Source organism: Streptomyces sp. NPDC033270 (genome assembly GCF_055576575.1).
Map to the genome: position 1 here is coordinate 71,514 of NZ_JBVIRA010000012.1, position 15,801 is coordinate 87,314.

Below are 15,801 nucleotides of genomic sequence, written 5' to 3' on the forward strand. Positions count from 1 at the left end.
CCACTAGTGGAACCTTGTCTTGTTCGGCGGGGAAGGCGGCAAGCGAGGCTGGACGAACGACATCCGCTCAACAAACACACAAGGGCGGGGCCCGCCCCGGGGGGGGGCCCGCCCACCGCCTTTTGCGTACGCGGCGCAGGGGTCAGGCCGCGACCGCGACCTGGGAGCCGTCGCCGGCCGGGGTGGCGGCCGGGCCCTGGGCCGACGGCTTGCGCAGGCCCTTGAGGACGAGGACCAGGGCCGTGCTGACGAGCGTGCCCGCGGCGATGGCGAGCAGGTAGAGGAGCGGCTGGCCGATCAGCGGGACGACGAAGACGCCGCCGTGCGGGGCCCGCAGGGTGCAGCCGAAGGCCATCGACAGGGCGCCGGTGACCGCGCCGCCGGCCATCGCGGAGGGGATGACCCGCAGCGGATCGGCGGCGGCGAAGGGGATCGCGCCCTCGGTGATGAAGGAGGCGCCGAGCACCCAGGCCGCCTTGCCGTTCTCCCGCTCGGCCTTGGTGAAGAGCCGGCCGCGCACGGTCGTGGCCAGCGCCATCGCCAGCGGCGGCACCATGCCGGCCGCCATCACCGCGGCCATCACCTTCAGGCTCCCCTCGTTGGGGTGGGCCAGGCCGCCGACCGCGAAGGCGTAGGCGACCTTGTTCAGCGGGCCGCCGAGGTCGAAGCACATCATCAGGCCGAGGAGCACACCGAGCATGATCGCGTTGGCGCCGGAGAGGCCGGACAGCCAGTCGGTCAGCCCCTTTTGCAGCGCGGCGATCGGCTTGCCGACCACGAGGAACATCAGGAAGCCGACGATCGCGGAGGAGACCAGCGGTATGACGACGACCGGCATGATGCCGCGCAGGACGGGCGGCACACCGACCCGCTGGATCGCCCGCACCACCCCGCCCGCGATCAGTCCGGCGATCAGGCCGCCGAGGAAGCCCGCGTTGATGGTGAGGGCGACCGCGCCACCGACGAACCCCGGTACCAGGCCGGGGCGGTCGGCCATGCCGTACGCGATGAAGCCGGCCAGGACCGGGACGAGGAAACCGAAGGCGACGCCGCCGATCTGGAACAGCAGGGCCGCCCAGCTGGCGGACTCGGTCCAGACGAAGTGGTCGGCGACGGACGGCGCCTTGTTGATCGCGTAGCCGCCGATGGCGAAGCCGAGCGCGATGAGCAGTCCGCCCGCGGCGACGAAGGGGACCATGTAGCTGACGCCGGTCATCAGCCACTTGCGCAGGCGGGTGGCGAAGCCGTCGGCGGCTCGGGCGTCCTTGTCCATGGGGGCCGCGGCCCGTGCGGGGGTGGTCACCTCGCCGCGTTCGGCCTTCTCGCGTACCTCGGCGATGAGTTCGGCGGGGCGGTTGATGCCCGCCTTCACCCCGACGTCGACGGTCGGCTTGCCGGCGAAGCGCTCCTTGTCGCGCACCTCGACATCGTGCGCGAAGATCACGCCGTCCGCGTCCGCGACCAGCTGTGCGTCGAGCCGCTCGAACCCGGCCGAGCCCTGCGTCTCGACGCACAGCTCGACGCCGGCGGCCGTTGCGGCCTTCTCCAGCGACTCGGCGGCCATGTAGGTGTGCGCGATGCCGGTGGGGCAGGAGGTGACGGCGACGATACGGAAGGGGGCGGGCGGCGCCTCCTGGGTGGGGCCGTCGGCCGGGGCGGGCTGCTGAGCGGGCACTGCGGCCGCGGCGGGCTGCTCGGCCCGCTCGACGGCCGGGGCGGGCTCCTGGACGGCCGCAGCGGGCTGCTCGGCGGCCGCGGCGGGCTGCTCGGCGGCCGCGGCGGGCTGCTCGGCGGCCGCGGCGGGCTGCTCGGCGGCCGCGGCGGGCTGCTCGGCGGCCGGGGCGGGCTCCGCCGCCTCCGGCTCGTCGCCGCGGATCAGGGCCGCCGCGCGGGCCGGCTCGGTGGCGGACCGCAGGGCGCCGGTGAAGTCCTCGTCCATCAGATGGCGGGCGAGGGTCGACAGGATCGACAGATGGTCCGCGTCGCCGCCCGCCGGGGCCGCGATCAGGAAGATCAGGTCGGCCGGGCCGTCCGGCGCGCCGAAGTCGATGCCGCCGGCGCTGCGCCCGAAGGCCAGCGTGGGCTCGGTGACATGCGCACTACGGCAGTGCGGAATCCCGATCCCGCCGTCCAGTCCGGTCGGCATCTGGGCCTCCCGCGCGGCCACGTCCGCGAGGAAGCCCTCCAGGTCGGTGACGCGACCGGAGGCGACCATCCGCTCGGCCAGCGCTCGCGCGGCGGCGTCCTTCGTCTCGGCGGACAGGTCGAGGTCGACCAGTTCCGGGCTGATCAACTCACTCATCACGCGGCTCCCTTGCTCGCGATCGGCATCAAACCCGTCAGCCCCCGGCCGGTACGGCGGCCGTTCATGGCGCCGGCTCCGTGAGCTCCCGGTCCAGCGGCACCGCGTCCGTCACCCGCACCGCCGAGGGCTCCAGGTCCTTCGGCGCCGGCATCAGGCTGCCCGGCAGCTGAACCGCCGCCGCGCCATGGGCGACCGCGGCGGCCAGCGCGGCCACGCCCGTGCCGCCCGCCGCGAGAAACCCGGCCAGCGAGGCATCACCGGCACCGACGTTGCTGCGTACGGCGGCGACCGGGGCGCTGCCGAAGTGGGTGCCGTCCTCGTCGACCAGGAGCTGGCCGTCCGCCCCCAGGGAGGCCAGCACGGCGCGGGCGCCACAGGCCCGCAGCTCCTCGGCGGCCTTGACCGCGTCGCCCACGGTGGTAAGCGGACGGCCGACGGCCTGCGCCAGCTCCTCGGCGTTGGGCTTGATGACGTCCGGGCGTTCGCGCAGCGCGGCGGTCAGCGACGGCCCCGAGGTGTCCAGCGCGATCCGGGTGCCCGCACGATGGGCGCGGGCGACCAGTTCGGCGTACCACTCGGGCGCCAGACCGCGCGGCAGGCTGCCGCAGCAGGCGATCCAGTCGGCGCCCGCCCAGCGCTCGCCGACCTTCCGCAGCAGCGCCTCGGCCTCCTCGGCGGTCAGCTCGGGCCCGGCCGCGTTGATCTTGGTGAGCGTGCCGTCGGGCTCGGCGACCGAGATGTTGGAGCGGGTCTGGCCGGACACCGGCACCCCCGCCACCTCGATGCCCTCGGCGCCGAGCAGCCCGGCCAGCGCCGCGCCCGCGGGGCCACCCAGCGGCAGTACGGCCAGCGTGTGGTGGCCGCCGGCGGCGAGCGCCCTGGAGACGTTGACGCCCTTGCCGCCGGGGTCGATGCGGTCGGTGGTGGCCCGGAGCACGGCCCCGCGGTCCAGCGCCGGGACCTCGTACGTACGGTCCAGGCTGGGGTTGGGGGTGACGGTGAGGATCATGCGCGTACTACTTCCGTGCCCGCGCGCTCGATGGCCAGGGCGTCGTCGGGGCTGAGCCCGGTGTCGGTGATGAGCAGGTCCACGTCCGACAGTTCGCCGAAGCGGGCGAACTGCTGCTGCCCGAACTTGGCGGAGTCGGCGAGGAGGACGACCCGGCGGGCGGCGCGGATCAGCGCCCGTTTGACGGCCGCCTCCGCGAGGTCCGGGGTGGTCAGGCCGCCGTCGAGGGAGAAGCCGTTGGTCGCGAGGAACAGCACATCGGCGTTGATCTCGCGGTAGGCGCGCAGCGCCCAGTCGTCGACCGCGGCGCGCGTACGGTGCCGGATCCGGCCGCCCACGAGGTGGAGGGTGAGGCCGGGGTGGTCGGCGAGCCGGGCGGCGACCGGCAGGCCGTGGGTGACGACGGTGAGCTCGGCCTCCAGCGGGATCTGGGCGGCGAGCCGGGCGGCGGTCGTGCCGGCGTCCAGGATCACGCTTCCGGAGCCGCTCTCACCGCCGGGGAGCTCGGCCAGCGCGGCCCGCGCGATGCGCTGCTTCTCGTCGGCGGCGACCGCGTCCCGCTCGGCGAGGTCCGGCTCGAAGTCCAGCCGGCCGGCCGGAATGGCGCCGCCGTGCACCCTGCGCACCAGGCCGGCCCGGTCCAGCGCCTTCAGATCGCGCCGTACGGTCTCGGCGGTGACCTGGAACTGCTCGGCGAGAGAGAGCACATCGACCCGTCCGCCCTCACGGGCGAGCCGCAGAATCTCCTGCTGGCGCTCCGGTGCATACATCAGCGTGTCTGTCCGTTCCATGCCCGAACCTGTGGTTTCGCTGCGATGCTACGCCTGGATTTCCGAGAAGTAAATGGATTCGGACTTGAGGTGGACTCAAACGGGCATTCCGAGCCGCCAGGCAGCGACAGGCGGGGCGAGCGCCAAGCCCCCCGGACGCGAGCCGGCCGCCGCGCACCGGGACACCACAGAGCCCCGACGCCAGAACTGGCACCGGGGCTCGTCCTACCCGAAGGGGCGTCCTACGCGGCCGCGTCGAATCCCGTGTCACGCGCCATCCGCTTCAGCTCCAGCAGCGCGTGCTTCTCGATCTGCCGGATCCGCTCGCGGGTCAGACCGTGCTGCTTGCCGACCTCGGTCAGCGTGCGCTCGCGGCCGTCCTCGATGCCGTAGCGCGCCTTGATGATCGAGGCGGTGCGGTGGTCGAGGCGGTCGATCAGGTCCTCCAGCTCCTCGCTGCGCAGCAGCGTCAGCACCGACTGCTCGGGCGAGGCGGCGGAGGTGTCCTCCAGCAGGTCGCCGAACTGGGTGTCGCCGTCGTCGTCCACCGACATGTTGAGGCTGACCGGGTCGCGGGCCCAGTCCAGCACGTCGGTGACGCGGGCGGGCGTGGAGCCCAGCTCGCCGGCGACCTCCGCCGGCTCCGGGTCACGGCCGTTCTCGCGGTTGAACTCGCGCTGCACCCGGCGGATCCGGCCCAGCTCCTCGACGAGGTGCACGGGCAGCCGGATCGTGCGCGACTGGTCGGCGATGGAGCGGGTGATGGCCTGGCGGATCCACCACGTCGCGTACGTGGAGAACTTGAATCCCTTGGCGTAGTCGAACTTCTCCACGGCACGGACCAGGCCGGCGTTGCCCTCCTGGATCAGGTCCAGCAGCGGCAGCCCCGCGCGCGGGTAACGGCGCGCCACGGCGACGACCAGCCGGAGGTTGGAGCGGATGAAGACGTCCTTGGCCTTGGCCCCCTCTTCGGCCAGCGCCTCCAGCTCCGCGCGGCCGGCGCCCGCGGCATTGCCGTCGGTGATCTCGCCGTCCAGGATCTGCTGGGCGTAGACGCCCGCCTCGATGGTCTGGGACAGCTCGACCTCCTTGGCAGCGTCGAGCAGGGGCGTACGCGCGATCTCGTCGAGGTACATGCCGACCAGGTCGCGGTCGGCGATCTCCCCGCCTATGGCGCGAACACTGGTGGCCCCGTCAGAAGCGCTGCTGCTTTCCTGACGACGGGCGACGGCACGGATTGCCATGCGTGTGCTCCCTTTGCGATGTTGGGGTCTCCCCTGCTCGAGCGAAGCCGAGAGCTTGGGGAAGGTCGCGGGACGTTGGGGCGAGCCGGTTGGTGGTGCACCCACTGCGATGCTTGCCGGGTGGCCCGTCCGAAGGAAACAACGGCTGGAATCCGGACAGAATTCCCACACCGCGCTTCTATTTTTCTGATCATGCAGTACCCTGCGGCCCGCACGGGGAGGTCATACGCTGCGCGAACAAAGGGAACCGCAGGTCAGAGCGGACACGGAAGCGGATCTCCCACTCCTTGTGGATCTTTATCGCCACCACACCCGTGAGACGTGCATCACGTTCGGAGTAGCGTCCTTCCGTTCCTGCCGTTCCTGCCGTTCCTGCCGGCCCTACTGGCCCTACCGGTCCTAGCGGCGCCGCTCGCGCACCGCTCTCCCACCCCCAAGACGACCCGCACCGCGTTCTGGTTGCCCAGGAGGCGGTGGACGCCGTCCCGCCCGCCGTTCCGGGCCGTTCCAGTTGACGGGAGCGACCCCCGGGTGTCGCCTGGACAGAAGGGCACGGAGCAGCAGGACACCGGGCGCAGGGGCGATCGAGAGGAGCCCGCCATGGACCAGCACGCTCAACGGCACGGCGCGAGGGCCGCCCGCTCGCACGGCAGCGTCGAACTCGAACACGGCGCGACGGCGGGCACCGGCGGCCGGGCCCCGCAGCGGTCCTCCCGGCTGACCGCCATGGCCGAGCGCGTTCCGGCGACCGTCTCACTGCCCATCATCGCGGCGCTCGCCTTCGGCTGCTTCACGATCTTCCGCACCCACACCGCCGGCACCGAGGGCGGCCCGGCGCTGCTGTACGGGGTGGCCGCGGCCGTCGTCACCGGCGCGCTGGGACTCGTCCTGGTCCACTACCAGTCGTCCATGCTCACCGAGACCCGGGCGCTCGCCTACGGCGCGCTCTTCGGCGCGGCGGTGGGCTGGAACTACAGCCTCGGCGGGGAGACGATCCTCAAGTCCTGCGGCTTCGGGCTCGTCATGGGCGTGATCATGTTCGTCGTCTCGCTGTACGTCTTCCGGACCCACCGCACGCGCGAGCCGCACGGCCGGCACCGGTCCACCGCGTTCGGCTGACGTCGCGGGCGGCCTACGTTGCGGCGGCGGCGCAACGTAGGCCCTCGCGTGCGCGCAGGTGACGGTCGCGGACCTCTTTGACGGCGAGTCAGGACGGACCGACCGGCCCTCCGCCCACCCTGGTCAGCCGATCCAGCCGAACCAGCCGAACCAGCCGAACCGCACCGACCGCTGCGCCAGGCCCGGCCCGTCCAGAACGCGTCGATCACGCTCCGTCCGGTGTCCACCTGCCCGACGAGGGCGCCCCACAGGCATGCCCGCGCTACGGAGCGTTCCGCGTATCCGCTCGGCCAGTTCCGGCGCACCGGGGGGTGTCGACGGGCGGGGGTGCGCCGGGGCCGAGATCGAGCGCCGGCATGGGCGACATATCAACTCCACGGCGTCACACTGGGCGGTATCGGCACACCGGAAACTTTCAGCCACCGCACTCTGCAGTACTTGAACGTTCAAGCGTAGGAATCCAGCCTAACCACGTTGTTAAAACTTAAAGAACTCTCTGAGCGGTGAGAGAGTGGATGCTATGAGCACCGAACCCGCAGCCGAGCCGCGCTGGCTCACCGACGAGGAGCAATACGCCTGGCAGTGCTACCTCCACGCCACCACGCTCCTGGAGGACCACCTCGACCGTCAGCTGCAGCGCGACGCCGGGATGCCGCACGTCTATTACGGCCTGCTCGTCCAGCTGTCCCGGGCCCCGCGGCGCCGGATGCGGATGACCGAGCTGGCCCAGAACGCCAAGATCACCCGCTCCCGGCTCTCACACGCGGTCGCCCGCCTGGAGAAGAACGGCTGGGTGCGCCGCGAGAACTGCCCCTCCGACAAGCGGGGGCAGAACGCCTACCTCACGGACGAGGGGATGCGGGTGCTGGAGAAGGCCGCCCCCGGTCATGTCGCCGCCGTCCGCTCCGCGATCTTCGACCGCCTCTCCGCTGAGCAGGTTCGCCAACTGTCCGAGATATGCCAGGTGATGACCGAGGGGCTGCAGCCGCAAGGCGCCGACCTCCCCTGGCTCCGCTGACGTATCAGGGGAACCGGAAGAGGCCGGCGCCTGCGGACCGGCTCAGTGCGCCAGCACCGGGACCGGCACCTCGTCCTCGGCCGCGACCCTGCCCGCACCGTCGTCGGACGAGGCCACCGGCGAACCGCCGCCCGGCCGCCCGGTGTTGATGAGGGTGAAGGCGATCGCCCCGGCCAGGAGCAGGATGCCGACCGCCCACCAGATGGCGGTGGTGTAGCCGTGCACCATCGACTGGAGCTTGAGCAGGTCGGCCGAGCGCGCGCCGGCCGCGTGCGAAGTGGCGTACGCGCTGGTGGCGCTGGCGGCGATGGTGTTCAGCAGAGCCGTACCGATCGCGCCGCCCACCTGCTGCGAGGTGTTGACCATCGCCGAGGCGACACCGGCGTCCCGCGCCTGGACCCCGTGCGTGGCCAGCGACATCGCCGGCATGAACGCCGTACCCATGCCGAGGCCCATCAGCAGGAACCCGGGCAGGATCAGCGCCGGGTAGGACGTGTCCAGGTCGATCTGGGTCAGCACCAGCATGCCGGCCGCGGCCACGGTGAATCCGGGCGCCATCAGCAGTCGCGGACGGACCCGGTTCATCAGCCGGGCGCCGATCTGCGTCGAGCCGGTGATCATGCCGACGATCATCGGGAGGAAGGCCAGGCCGGTCACGACCGGCGTGTACCCCTTCACGATCTGCAGGTAGTAGGTCAGGAAGAGGAAGAGGCCGAACATGCCGATCACGGCGAGGCCCAGCGAGGCGTAGACACCGGCGCGGTTGCGCTCGGCGACCACCCGCAGCGGCAGCAGCGGGGCCTTCACCTTGGACTCGACCAGCACGAACGCCAGCAGCAGCACGGCGGCCGCGGCGAACAGGCCCAGGGTCGGGGCCGCCAGCCAGCCGTCGGACTCGGCGCGGGTGAACCCGTAGACCAGCGAGACCAGTCCGAGCGTGGCCAGGATGACGCCGGGGACGTCCAGCCGGGAGGGGTTGCGGCCCTCCGCGGGCTCGCGGATGACCAGGAAGGCGCCGGTCGCGGCGACCACGGCGAACGGGATGTTGACGAAGAAGGTCCAGCGCCAGTTCATGTACTCGGTCAGCACACCGCCGAGGATCAGGCCCACGGCGCCGCCGCCACCGGCGATCGCACCGAAGATGCCGAACGCCTTGGCGCGCTCCCTGGCCTCGGTGAACGTCACCGCGAGCAGGGACAGCGCGGCCGGCGCCAGCAGCGCGCCGAAGACACCCTGCAGCGCCCGCGCGCCCAGCAGCATCCCCTCGTCGGCGGCGGCCCCGCCGAGCGCGGAGGCGACCGCGAAGCCGATCAGCCCGATGATGAAGGTCCGCTTGCGTCCCCACAGGTCGGCGACGCGGCCGCCGAAGAGCAGCAGACCGCCGAAGGCCAGTGCGTAGGCGGTGATCACCCACTGCCGGTTGGCGTCGGTGATACCGAGGTCCTCCTGGGCGGAGGGCAGCGCGATGTTCACGATGGTCGCGTCGAGGACGACCATCAGCTGGGCGAGAGCGATGAATATCAGCGCTTTCCAGCGCCGGGGATCGACGGACGGGACGGTTTCAGGCATGGCGGGATCCACCTAGTGGTGCGGTGAGCGGACGGAGGCGTGAGGGGGCAGGAGCGAGGGAAGGACGGGACGCTCGGGCCCCGTAAAACGACGAGTGGGACGGGTAAGGCGGTGTGGGGTGTGACGTGACGTGCGGGGTGTGGGAGATCTGGGCCGGCGGCCGGTCCGGTTACCCGCGGCGCCTGAGGTCTTCGAAGGTGGCGGCGGACCCGGGCAGTTCGGAGCGGGCGGGCGCCTGCATGCCGTCCAGGAACAGCTGCAGATGCCGGTGCACGAACCTGTCGAAGTCCACACAGCCACTGCCCGGCAACGGCCGGGTGAGCTGGGTGAGCGCGACCATCAGGTCACCGACGGCGATGTCGGGACGCAGCTGGCCGCTGTCGCGCGCGGCGCCCATGACGGCCTCGATGGCCGCCTCCAGGCGTTCGCGCGCGGCGAGCAGATCGGGGTGGTCACGGTCGATGCTGTCGGAGAGCATCGGGCACAGGGCCCCGATCCGCTCCTCCACCGCGTCGTGGACGAAGCGCCTCAGCGCTTGGAAGGCATCGGGCTCCTCGGCAAGAGCACTCTCCGCGCGGTCGGCCGTACGGGACATGACGGAGAGCGTGACGTGGTGGATCAACTCCGGTCGATCCGTGAAGTGACGGTAGAGCGTCGCATTGCCGACACCCGCACGTCGAGCGATTTCATCGAGCGGGGCCTCGGCCCCGAACTCCATCACCGTCTCGCGGGCGGCCGCGATGATCCGCTCCCGGTTGCGCAGGGCATCGGCCCGCAGACGGGGCGGGGGCCCCTGCTTCCCGGTCTTCGCGCAGTGTGCGACGGCGGTCATGCGGCTCACTCCTCTCGGTCTGCGGGTCCGGACGCCGGGCGGCGAACCGGGGAGACGCTCCCCGGTTCAGTCGGACGCCTGGTTAAACGGGGAGAGTGTCCCCGGATATTTCACGCCACCGTGTGACCTGACGCACAGTCCCCTGAGCCGCCTCCCGGCCCGACGCACGAGCCCGGATGACCTCGCCAGGACTCCGGCTCCCGGACGGCACCATGTCTCCGGTGCCCGAATGCCGACGCCATGACTCCGGCCCCCGAATGACGCCATGACTCCAGTTGCCGCAACACCGCGCGCGGGGGGTCACCCGGCGATCCAAGGTGATCGTTATGAGGCGCAAGATATCCGCGGTGCTGGCCGCCGGCGCGGCCTGCGCGACCGCGGCCGTCACGCTGGGCTCGCCCCCCAGCGCCGTGGCCATACCCCCGGGGCCGGGCGTGCCCCCGAGCGGCCCCTGCGCGCTGCGCGGCATCACCGACGACGTCGGCGAATCCGCCGCCACCCCCGCCGGCTTCGCCCGCTCGTCCGGCGTCATAAGGGCCCTGACCCTCTTCATCGACTTCCCCGACGCCCACGCCCCGATATCGCCCAGCGCCCGCTTCGCCGAGTTCTTCCCGGCCGCGACGGACTACTTCCGCACCAGCTCCTACGGCAGGCTGAGCTATCTGCCCGTCCCCCTCTTCCGCTGGATCCGTATGTCGCGGCCGGTCGCGGCGTACGGCATCGAGCGCGGCGCCAGCTTCGACCCGACCTCGGACGGCGGCTATCACGCGCTGGCCCAGGAGGTCGTCCGCGCCGTCGACCGGATCGTCGACTTCCACGACTACGACGTCGTCAACATCATCGCCACACCCAACGCGGGCCCGCCCGCGACCCGTACGGTCCTCTCGGTCACCTTCAGCGGCGGCGACATGGGGATGAAGACGGCCGACGAAGTGCCGTTCCGGAACGTGTCGTTCATATGGAGCCGGCAGATCGGAGCGAGCGCCTTCCGCGTCCTCAACCACGAGAACGCGCACAGCTTCGGCCTGCCGGACCTCTACTACAACGACGCGCGCCGCGCCCCGCCCCCCGCGGGCCACTGGGACCCGATGGACGAGGACTGGGGGCCGAGCAACGACTTCGTCGGCTGGCACAAGTGGAAGCTCGGCTGGCTCTCCGCCGACCAGGTGCACTGCGCACCGCCCCGCGGAACGCCCGCCGAACACACCCTCACACCGATCTCCGTCCCCGGCGGCACCAAGATCGTCGTCGTCCCGACCTCACCGCACACCGCGCTGGTGGTCGAGGCCCGCACCCACGGGCTGCTCGAACCGGCGGTCTGCCGGCCCGGCGTCCTGATCTACCGCGTCGCCACCGACGTCCCCTCGGGCCGCGGACCGCTGCGCGTCGTGGATGCCACCCCGCGCAGCGGCGGCTGCTACCAGAAGGACAAGTACGTCGACTCGGAACTCACCGACGCCACCTTCCGCCCCGGCAGCACCTACACCGACCGCGCCAGCGGCACCTCGGTCACCGTCCTCACCGAAAAACCGGACGGCACCTACCGCGTACGGGTGACCCCGGCCCGCTCCTGACACCCGCCACCGCCGGCCGCGCCCGCGCCCACGACGCCGGGAACCACCAGGCCCACCGGCCCCACCGCCCCTACTCCCCGCCCTCCTCCGCCCAGTGCCGCCGGCCGATGCTGATCAGCCGCAGCTGCCGGCGGGCCGTGCGCACCACCCGTTCGGCCGCGCCCTCGGCCCCGTCCTCCTCGGCGTCGAGGAGCGCCGCGGCCGTGGTCACCAGCCGGTCCACATACAGCTCGGCCAGCATCCGCACATCGTCGTCGCGCCAGCCCTCCGACACCGGCTGGGACTTCAGCGCCGCCGCGACCTCCTGCGCGAACCGGTCCAACTCCCCCGCGATGGCCTGCCGCACGGCCCGTACGCCCCCGTGCCGCTCCCGCGCCACGAACCGGATGTGCAGCGGGTACCTGCGCACATGCTGCTCGACGACCGCGACCGTACGGTCGATCCGCTCCTCGGCCCCGTCCTGCTCGGCGAGGATCGCCCGCACCATCACATGCAGGCTCCCCAGCGCCTCCTCGACCAGCGCGACGCCCAGTTCGCCCAGGTCCCTGAAGTGCCGGTAGAACGCGGCCGGCGCGATCCCCACCACCCGCGTCACCTCCCGCAGCCCCAGGCTGCTCAGGCTCTGCTCCTCCAGCAGGCCGAGCGCCGCGTCGAGCAGCGCCTGGCGGGTCTTCTGTTTCTGGGCCTGCCGGACCCCAAGGGTGTGACTCATGTCATCCAGTAAACAGCCGTTCTCCGAACTTCTCCACCCGTGGGGAGTCGTATGCTGGAGTCACTGAGTGAACAACTGTCCTCCGAACTGGAAAGGCGGATCATGCTCTTCCTCGTCGCTGCCCTCCTCCTGATGGGGATCGCGCTGGGCACCGCGGCACACCTCCCCCTCCCCGTCACCCTCGTCGCGGCGGCCGTCATCGCCGGCTGGCTGCTCGTCTTCTCCGTGCGCGAACGCCGCCACCGGGCCGAGGTGACCGCCCGATGACCGCGCTCACCCACACCAACTCGACCGCCGCGGCCAAGTCCCCCCGCCGGTCGGACCGTTCGCGCTCGCACGCCGACGGCATGGCCGTGGCCTCCTTCGTCCTCGGGCTGCTCGGCACCCTGGTCCTCAACCTCGTCCTCGGCCCCTGCGCCCTGATCCTCGGCGGCCTGGCCCTGGCCCGCGGCACCACCCGCCGCGGCCGCGCCCTGCTGGGTCTCGCCCTCGGCGCCGCCGACCTGCTCGTGCTCGCCCTCCTCGTCACCCTCGACGGCACGGTCAGCTGGCACATCGGCGGCTGACACCCTGGTGATCCGGCCTGGGCGGCCCTGGCACTCCCAGGGACGGGCAGGGCCTGGAAGGGGTCCGCGCCCGTAGGCAGAGTGGTGGTCATGAACGAGAGCACCCCTGCCCGCGCCGGACGCGCCGGCCGCGCCGGCCGCGCCGGCCGCGTCATCCTGATCACCGGTGGTACGAGCGGCATGGGCTTCGCCACCGCCGACAGCCCCTCCGAGGACGCCCTGCGGCTCCTGCTCTCCTGGACGGCCCGGCCGGCCCAACGGACGCGGGCCCCGAGCGGTCCGGGCACACCGGGGCCACGGCGGTAGGGCCGGACTTCAGTGACCCGGACGGTGCGCACCAAGGACGTCCGCCGTGCGCACCACACCCACTCCCAGGTCCTCGTACTCCTTCAGGGCGAGTTCGTGGTTGTGCGTGGAGAAGGCCGTCATGGCGTCCTCCACGACCGTGGTCGGGTAGCCGAGCCGCACGGCCGTGCGCACCGTTTCCAGCACCCCGAACTCCGTGGTGATGCCCGCCGCCACCAGCGAGGTGGTCCCCAACCGGCTGAGTTCCGCCGCCAGTTCGGTGCCCTGGAAGGCATCGATGGCGTACTTCGTCACCACCACGTTCCCCGATGTGGCGCCGACCCCCTCGGGGAAGTGGTTCATGGGGGCGTCAGGGCCGCCGTCGCTGCGGTCGATGCGCGCGTACCGCACGAGTACCACCGGCAGGCCGGCCGAGTCGAAGAGCTCCTTGAGCCTCGCCGCCGACGCCACGACCTGGGGGCCGCTGTACGGGGCGGCGGGCCGGTCGACGATCCATCGCTGGATGTCCACCAGCATCAAGGTCGTGCCCTGCTTGAGGAAGGAAGCGGTGGAAAGATCCATGGTCACACAGCCTCCACGATCAGGGCGCTCCACGTAAACCCGCCCCCGCCGCTCAGGATCACGGCGAGGTGTCCCGGCTCCAGCAGGCGGCGGGATTGCAGCTCGGCGAGCCCGGCGACGGCGTCCCCCGCGCCCAAGTGACCGCTGTTCGCACCGAGGTTGAGGATCTCGGTGCCGTCGAAGCCCATGGCGGAGATCGACGGCAGATAGGCGGCGTCCAGAACGGTGTTGCCCAGCCGGGGCAGCACGGCCGTTTCGTGCTGGTCACGCGGGGCCACCCGGTGCCGGAGACGCAGTGGCTGCAACTCACCGGCCCCGCCGGGCCCTTGCGGAACACCCTGTTGGTCCGCCCGGACGGCCACATCGCCTGGGCGGCCGACGACCCGGACATCGGCCAACTGCGTGCCGCGCTGGAGCACTGGCCCGTGGCCGCCGAGCCCAGTGCGGCCGAGCGCCCACCGGCGTATACGTGAGGTCCGGCGGCAGGTGTCCTGTGGTCCCGGGACGGGACCCGCCGGGGCATACAGCCACGATCTCTACGCCGCCGCGGGCCGCCCGCCCGCATCCCACCGGACACCCCCGCGGGCCGACGTCTCAAGGGATTCCAGCAGGACTGCGAATTCCAGCAGTCCCGATTCGGCCGGCCAGGCCGCCCCAGGGCCTGCCACCGCCACCGCCGCCGTCGCCGGGCCTGGTCATCCAAAGACCGCTGGCCCTGTCGCGCGCCGCCGACCCCAGAACCGTCACCCGCTACACTGTCCGCGGTGGCGCAGACCTTGGTGTCCGCCCCACCCCGCCTCCGTAGCTCAGGGGATAGAGCACCGCTCTCCTAAAGCGGGTGTCGCAGGTTCGAATCCTGCCGGGGGCACCAGTCGGAAGGCCCCGGACCGGTCATGGTCCGGGGCCTTTGTCGTCCAGGTCCGGGGTCAGTCAACCGAGATCCGGGGCCGGTGCCGGCCGGCATCCAGGTCCGGCATCGACCGGGTGCGGGGGACGCTGACGGCCGGGGTGCTCTCGGTGGCCGGGCCCATGTGGCTCATGGACTCGTGTCGGGTGTGCGGGATCGGGTGCGTTTTCGGTCGGTGGTGGGATCCTGAGGGGGTGTACCGAGCGAGAGTGCACCGTCGATTCCTCTTCGGGCTGCGGCTGTTCCGCCGGGGCGAGCGCCGCGGGCCGCTGTGGGGCGGGGTCCGGTCGGCGGCGGTGGCCGGGCTGGTCTCGTCGGTGGTGGCCTTGGTGGCGGTCGGTGTCTCGGGGTGTACGCGGTCCAACTCCATGGAGGGTGCGGGTCCGGCGCGGCCCGGGGGACGGGCGGTCTCACCGTTCACGGGGCTTGCGGCGCGGTCCGGGCCGGTGCTCGCGGTCAAGATCGACAATGTCGGTCCGGCGCGGCCGCACACCGGCCTCGGTGCGGCGGACCTCGTCTACGTCGAGCAGGTGGAGGCCGGGCAGACCCGGATACTCGCCGTTCTGTCGTCGCGGCTGCCCCCGAAGCTGGGGCCGGTGCGCAGTGCGCGCGCGTCGGACATCGAGCTGCTGGGGCAGTTCGGCCGGCCCGCGCTCGCGTACTCCGGGGCGCAGTCGAGGCTGAATCCGCTGATCACGGCCGCGCCGCTGTACGCGCTGCCGCCGGGAAGGGCGCCGGGCGCCTACTTCCGCGACGGCGGGCGGGCCGCGCCGCACAACCTCTACCTGCGGCCCGAACGGCTCCTCGCCCAGGCGCCGGAGGCGTCCGCGGCGGCGGACATCGGCTTCCGGTTCGGGCCGCCTCCCGCGGGCGGGCGGCGGGAGAAGGGGTACACCGTGCGGTATCCGGCCGCCCGTTACGACTTCGCCTGGTCGTCCGCCGGCAGGAAGTGGCTGGTGGCGATGGACGGCGTGGCGTCGCGCACCACCGACGGCGGCCGGCTCGCGGCCTCGACCGTGGTCGTCCAGCAGGTGCAGGTCCGCGACTCGGAGTTCCGGGACCGGTGGGGCGCGGTGTCGCCGTTCACCGAGACCGTGGGCTCCGGCTCCGCCCTGGTCCTGCGCGACGGCAGGGCGTACGACGCCCGGTGGCACCGCGACTCGGCACAGGACGGGACGGAGTTCACCACACCGTCCGGGGCGCCGCTGAACTTCGCCGCGGGGCAGGTCTGGGGGGGGGGGGGGGGGGGGGGGGGGGGGGGAAACGGGGGGAGGGGGGGAGGGGGGAGGGGGGAGGGGGGGGGCGAGGG

At 72.4% G+C, this 15,801-nt stretch carries 17 protein-coding genes and 1 tRNA gene; 9 read left to right on the forward strand and 9 right to left on the reverse strand.

Annotation, left to right across the window (positions count from 1 at the left end; genetic code table 11):
- Positions 1-142: 142 nt before the first annotated feature.
- The 4 genes from ACZ5XZ_RS18500 to ACZ5XZ_RS18515 form a co-directional block, all read right to left on the reverse strand.
- Positions 143-2,302 (reverse strand): PTS fructose transporter subunit IIABC, encoded by a 2,160-nt coding sequence (locus ACZ5XZ_RS18500; protein ID WP_468979186.1) that lies wholly within the window; start codon positions 2,300-2,302, stop codon positions 143-145.
- A gap of 64 nt (positions 2,303-2,366) precedes the next feature.
- The gene (pfkB, locus tag ACZ5XZ_RS18505; protein ID WP_468979188.1) at positions 2,367-3,314 is read right to left on the reverse strand and encodes a 1-phosphofructokinase; all 948 of its coding nucleotides are present in this window, start codon (positions 3,312-3,314) and stop codon (positions 2,367-2,369) included.
- Positions 3,311-4,084, reverse strand: coding sequence for a DeoR/GlpR family DNA-binding transcription regulator (locus ACZ5XZ_RS18510; RefSeq protein ID WP_468979414.1), 774 nt, complete (start codon positions 4,082-4,084; stop codon positions 3,311-3,313). Before ACZ5XZ_RS18510 ends, pfkB begins: the two co-directional genes overlap by 4 nt.
- Positions 4,085-4,326: 242 nt before the next feature.
- The gene (locus ACZ5XZ_RS18515; protein WP_468979191.1) at positions 4,327-5,328 is read right to left on the reverse strand and encodes a sigma-70 family RNA polymerase sigma factor; all 1,002 of its coding nucleotides are present in this window, start codon (positions 5,326-5,328) and stop codon (positions 4,327-4,329) included.
- Between the two features lie 600 nt (positions 5,329-5,928).
- Between ACZ5XZ_RS18515 and ACZ5XZ_RS18520 the strand changes: the two genes are divergently transcribed.
- Together ACZ5XZ_RS18520 and ACZ5XZ_RS18525 are read left to right on the forward strand one after the other, a co-directional pair.
- On the forward strand, positions 5,929-6,447 hold the full coding sequence (locus ACZ5XZ_RS18520) for a hypothetical protein (protein WP_468979193.1): 519 nt from the start codon (positions 5,929-5,931) through the stop codon (positions 6,445-6,447).
- A 520-nt stretch (positions 6,448-6,967) separates the two neighbouring features.
- Positions 6,968-7,465 carry a MarR family winged helix-turn-helix transcriptional regulator gene (locus ACZ5XZ_RS18525; RefSeq protein ID WP_468979195.1) on the forward strand — a complete coding sequence of 166 codons (498 nt, stop codon included), beginning with the start codon at positions 6,968-6,970 and terminating at the stop codon, positions 7,463-7,465.
- Positions 7,466-7,507: 42 nt separating this feature from the next.
- On the opposite strand, the gene ACZ5XZ_RS18530 is transcribed toward ACZ5XZ_RS18525, so the two are convergent.
- Together ACZ5XZ_RS18530 and ACZ5XZ_RS18535 are read right to left on the reverse strand one after the other, a co-directional pair.
- Complete coding sequence (locus ACZ5XZ_RS18530) at positions 7,508-9,034, reverse strand: MFS transporter (RefSeq protein WP_468979196.1); 1,527 nt, start codon at positions 9,032-9,034, stop codon at positions 7,508-7,510.
- Positions 9,035-9,203: 169 nt separating this feature from the next.
- Positions 9,204-9,866 carry a TetR/AcrR family transcriptional regulator gene (locus ACZ5XZ_RS18535; RefSeq protein WP_468979199.1) on the reverse strand — a complete coding sequence of 221 codons (663 nt, stop codon included), beginning with the start codon at positions 9,864-9,866 and terminating at the stop codon, positions 9,204-9,206.
- Between the two features lie 326 nt (positions 9,867-10,192).
- Here ACZ5XZ_RS18535 and ACZ5XZ_RS18540 point away from each other — a divergent pair, with 326 nt between their 5' ends.
- On the forward strand, positions 10,193-11,440 hold the full coding sequence (locus ACZ5XZ_RS18540; RefSeq protein ID WP_468979203.1) for a M6 family metalloprotease domain-containing protein: 1,248 nt from the start codon (positions 10,193-10,195) through the stop codon (positions 11,438-11,440).
- Between the two features lie 70 nt (positions 11,441-11,510).
- On the opposite strand, the gene ACZ5XZ_RS18545 is transcribed toward ACZ5XZ_RS18540, so the two are convergent.
- Entirely contained in the window at positions 11,511-12,152 is a 642-nt protein-coding gene (locus tag ACZ5XZ_RS18545) for a TetR family transcriptional regulator (RefSeq protein ID WP_468979205.1), read from the reverse strand.
- A 51-nt stretch (positions 12,153-12,203) separates the two neighbouring features.
- Here ACZ5XZ_RS18545 and ACZ5XZ_RS18550 point away from each other — a divergent pair, with 51 nt between their 5' ends.
- The 3 genes from ACZ5XZ_RS18550 to ACZ5XZ_RS18560 all read left to right on the forward strand — a co-directional run bounded on the left by ACZ5XZ_RS18550 (position 12,204) and on the right by ACZ5XZ_RS18560 (position 13,024).
- A complete protein-coding gene (locus ACZ5XZ_RS18550) occupies positions 12,204-12,419 on the forward strand; it encodes a hypothetical protein (protein ID WP_468979435.1) in 216 nt (71 codons plus the stop codon).
- Positions 12,416-12,718 (forward strand): hypothetical protein, encoded by a 303-nt coding sequence (locus tag ACZ5XZ_RS18555; protein WP_468979206.1) that lies wholly within the window; start codon positions 12,416-12,418, stop codon positions 12,716-12,718. The genes ACZ5XZ_RS18550 and ACZ5XZ_RS18555 overlap by 4 nt, the downstream gene beginning before the upstream one ends.
- A 90-nt stretch (positions 12,719-12,808) precedes the next feature.
- On the forward strand, positions 12,809-13,024 hold the full coding sequence (locus ACZ5XZ_RS18560) for a hypothetical protein (RefSeq protein WP_468979208.1): 216 nt from the start codon (positions 12,809-12,811) through the stop codon (positions 13,022-13,024).
- Positions 13,025-13,033: 9 nt separating this feature from the next.
- On the opposite strand, the gene ACZ5XZ_RS18565 is transcribed toward ACZ5XZ_RS18560, so the two are convergent.
- Positions 13,034-13,585 carry a cysteine hydrolase family protein gene (locus ACZ5XZ_RS18565; protein WP_468979417.1) on the reverse strand — a complete coding sequence of 184 codons (552 nt, stop codon included), beginning with the start codon at positions 13,583-13,585 and terminating at the stop codon, positions 13,034-13,036.
- A 2-nt stretch (positions 13,586-13,587) separates the two neighbouring features.
- Positions 13,588-13,833: a 3-oxoacyl-[acyl-carrier-protein] synthase III C-terminal domain-containing protein gene (locus tag ACZ5XZ_RS18570; protein ID WP_468979210.1), complete on the reverse strand. Its 246-nt coding sequence runs from the start codon at positions 13,831-13,833 to the stop codon at positions 13,588-13,590.
- A 9-nt stretch (positions 13,834-13,842) separates the two neighbouring features.
- Here ACZ5XZ_RS18570 and ACZ5XZ_RS18575 point away from each other — a divergent pair, with 9 nt between their 5' ends.
- The 3 genes from ACZ5XZ_RS18575 to ACZ5XZ_RS18585 all read left to right on the forward strand — a co-directional run.
- Positions 13,843-14,058: an aromatic-ring hydroxylase C-terminal domain-containing protein gene (locus ACZ5XZ_RS18575; protein WP_468979213.1), complete on the forward strand. Its 216-nt coding sequence runs from the start codon at positions 13,843-13,845 to the stop codon at positions 14,056-14,058.
- A gap of 322 nt (positions 14,059-14,380) precedes the next feature.
- Positions 14,381-14,456 (forward strand) — tRNA-Arg (locus ACZ5XZ_RS18580).
- A 245-nt stretch (positions 14,457-14,701) separates the two neighbouring features.
- The coding region (locus tag ACZ5XZ_RS18585) for a DUF3048 domain-containing protein (protein ID WP_468979214.1) at positions 14,702-15,801 on the forward strand (1,100 nt) is incomplete at its 3' end.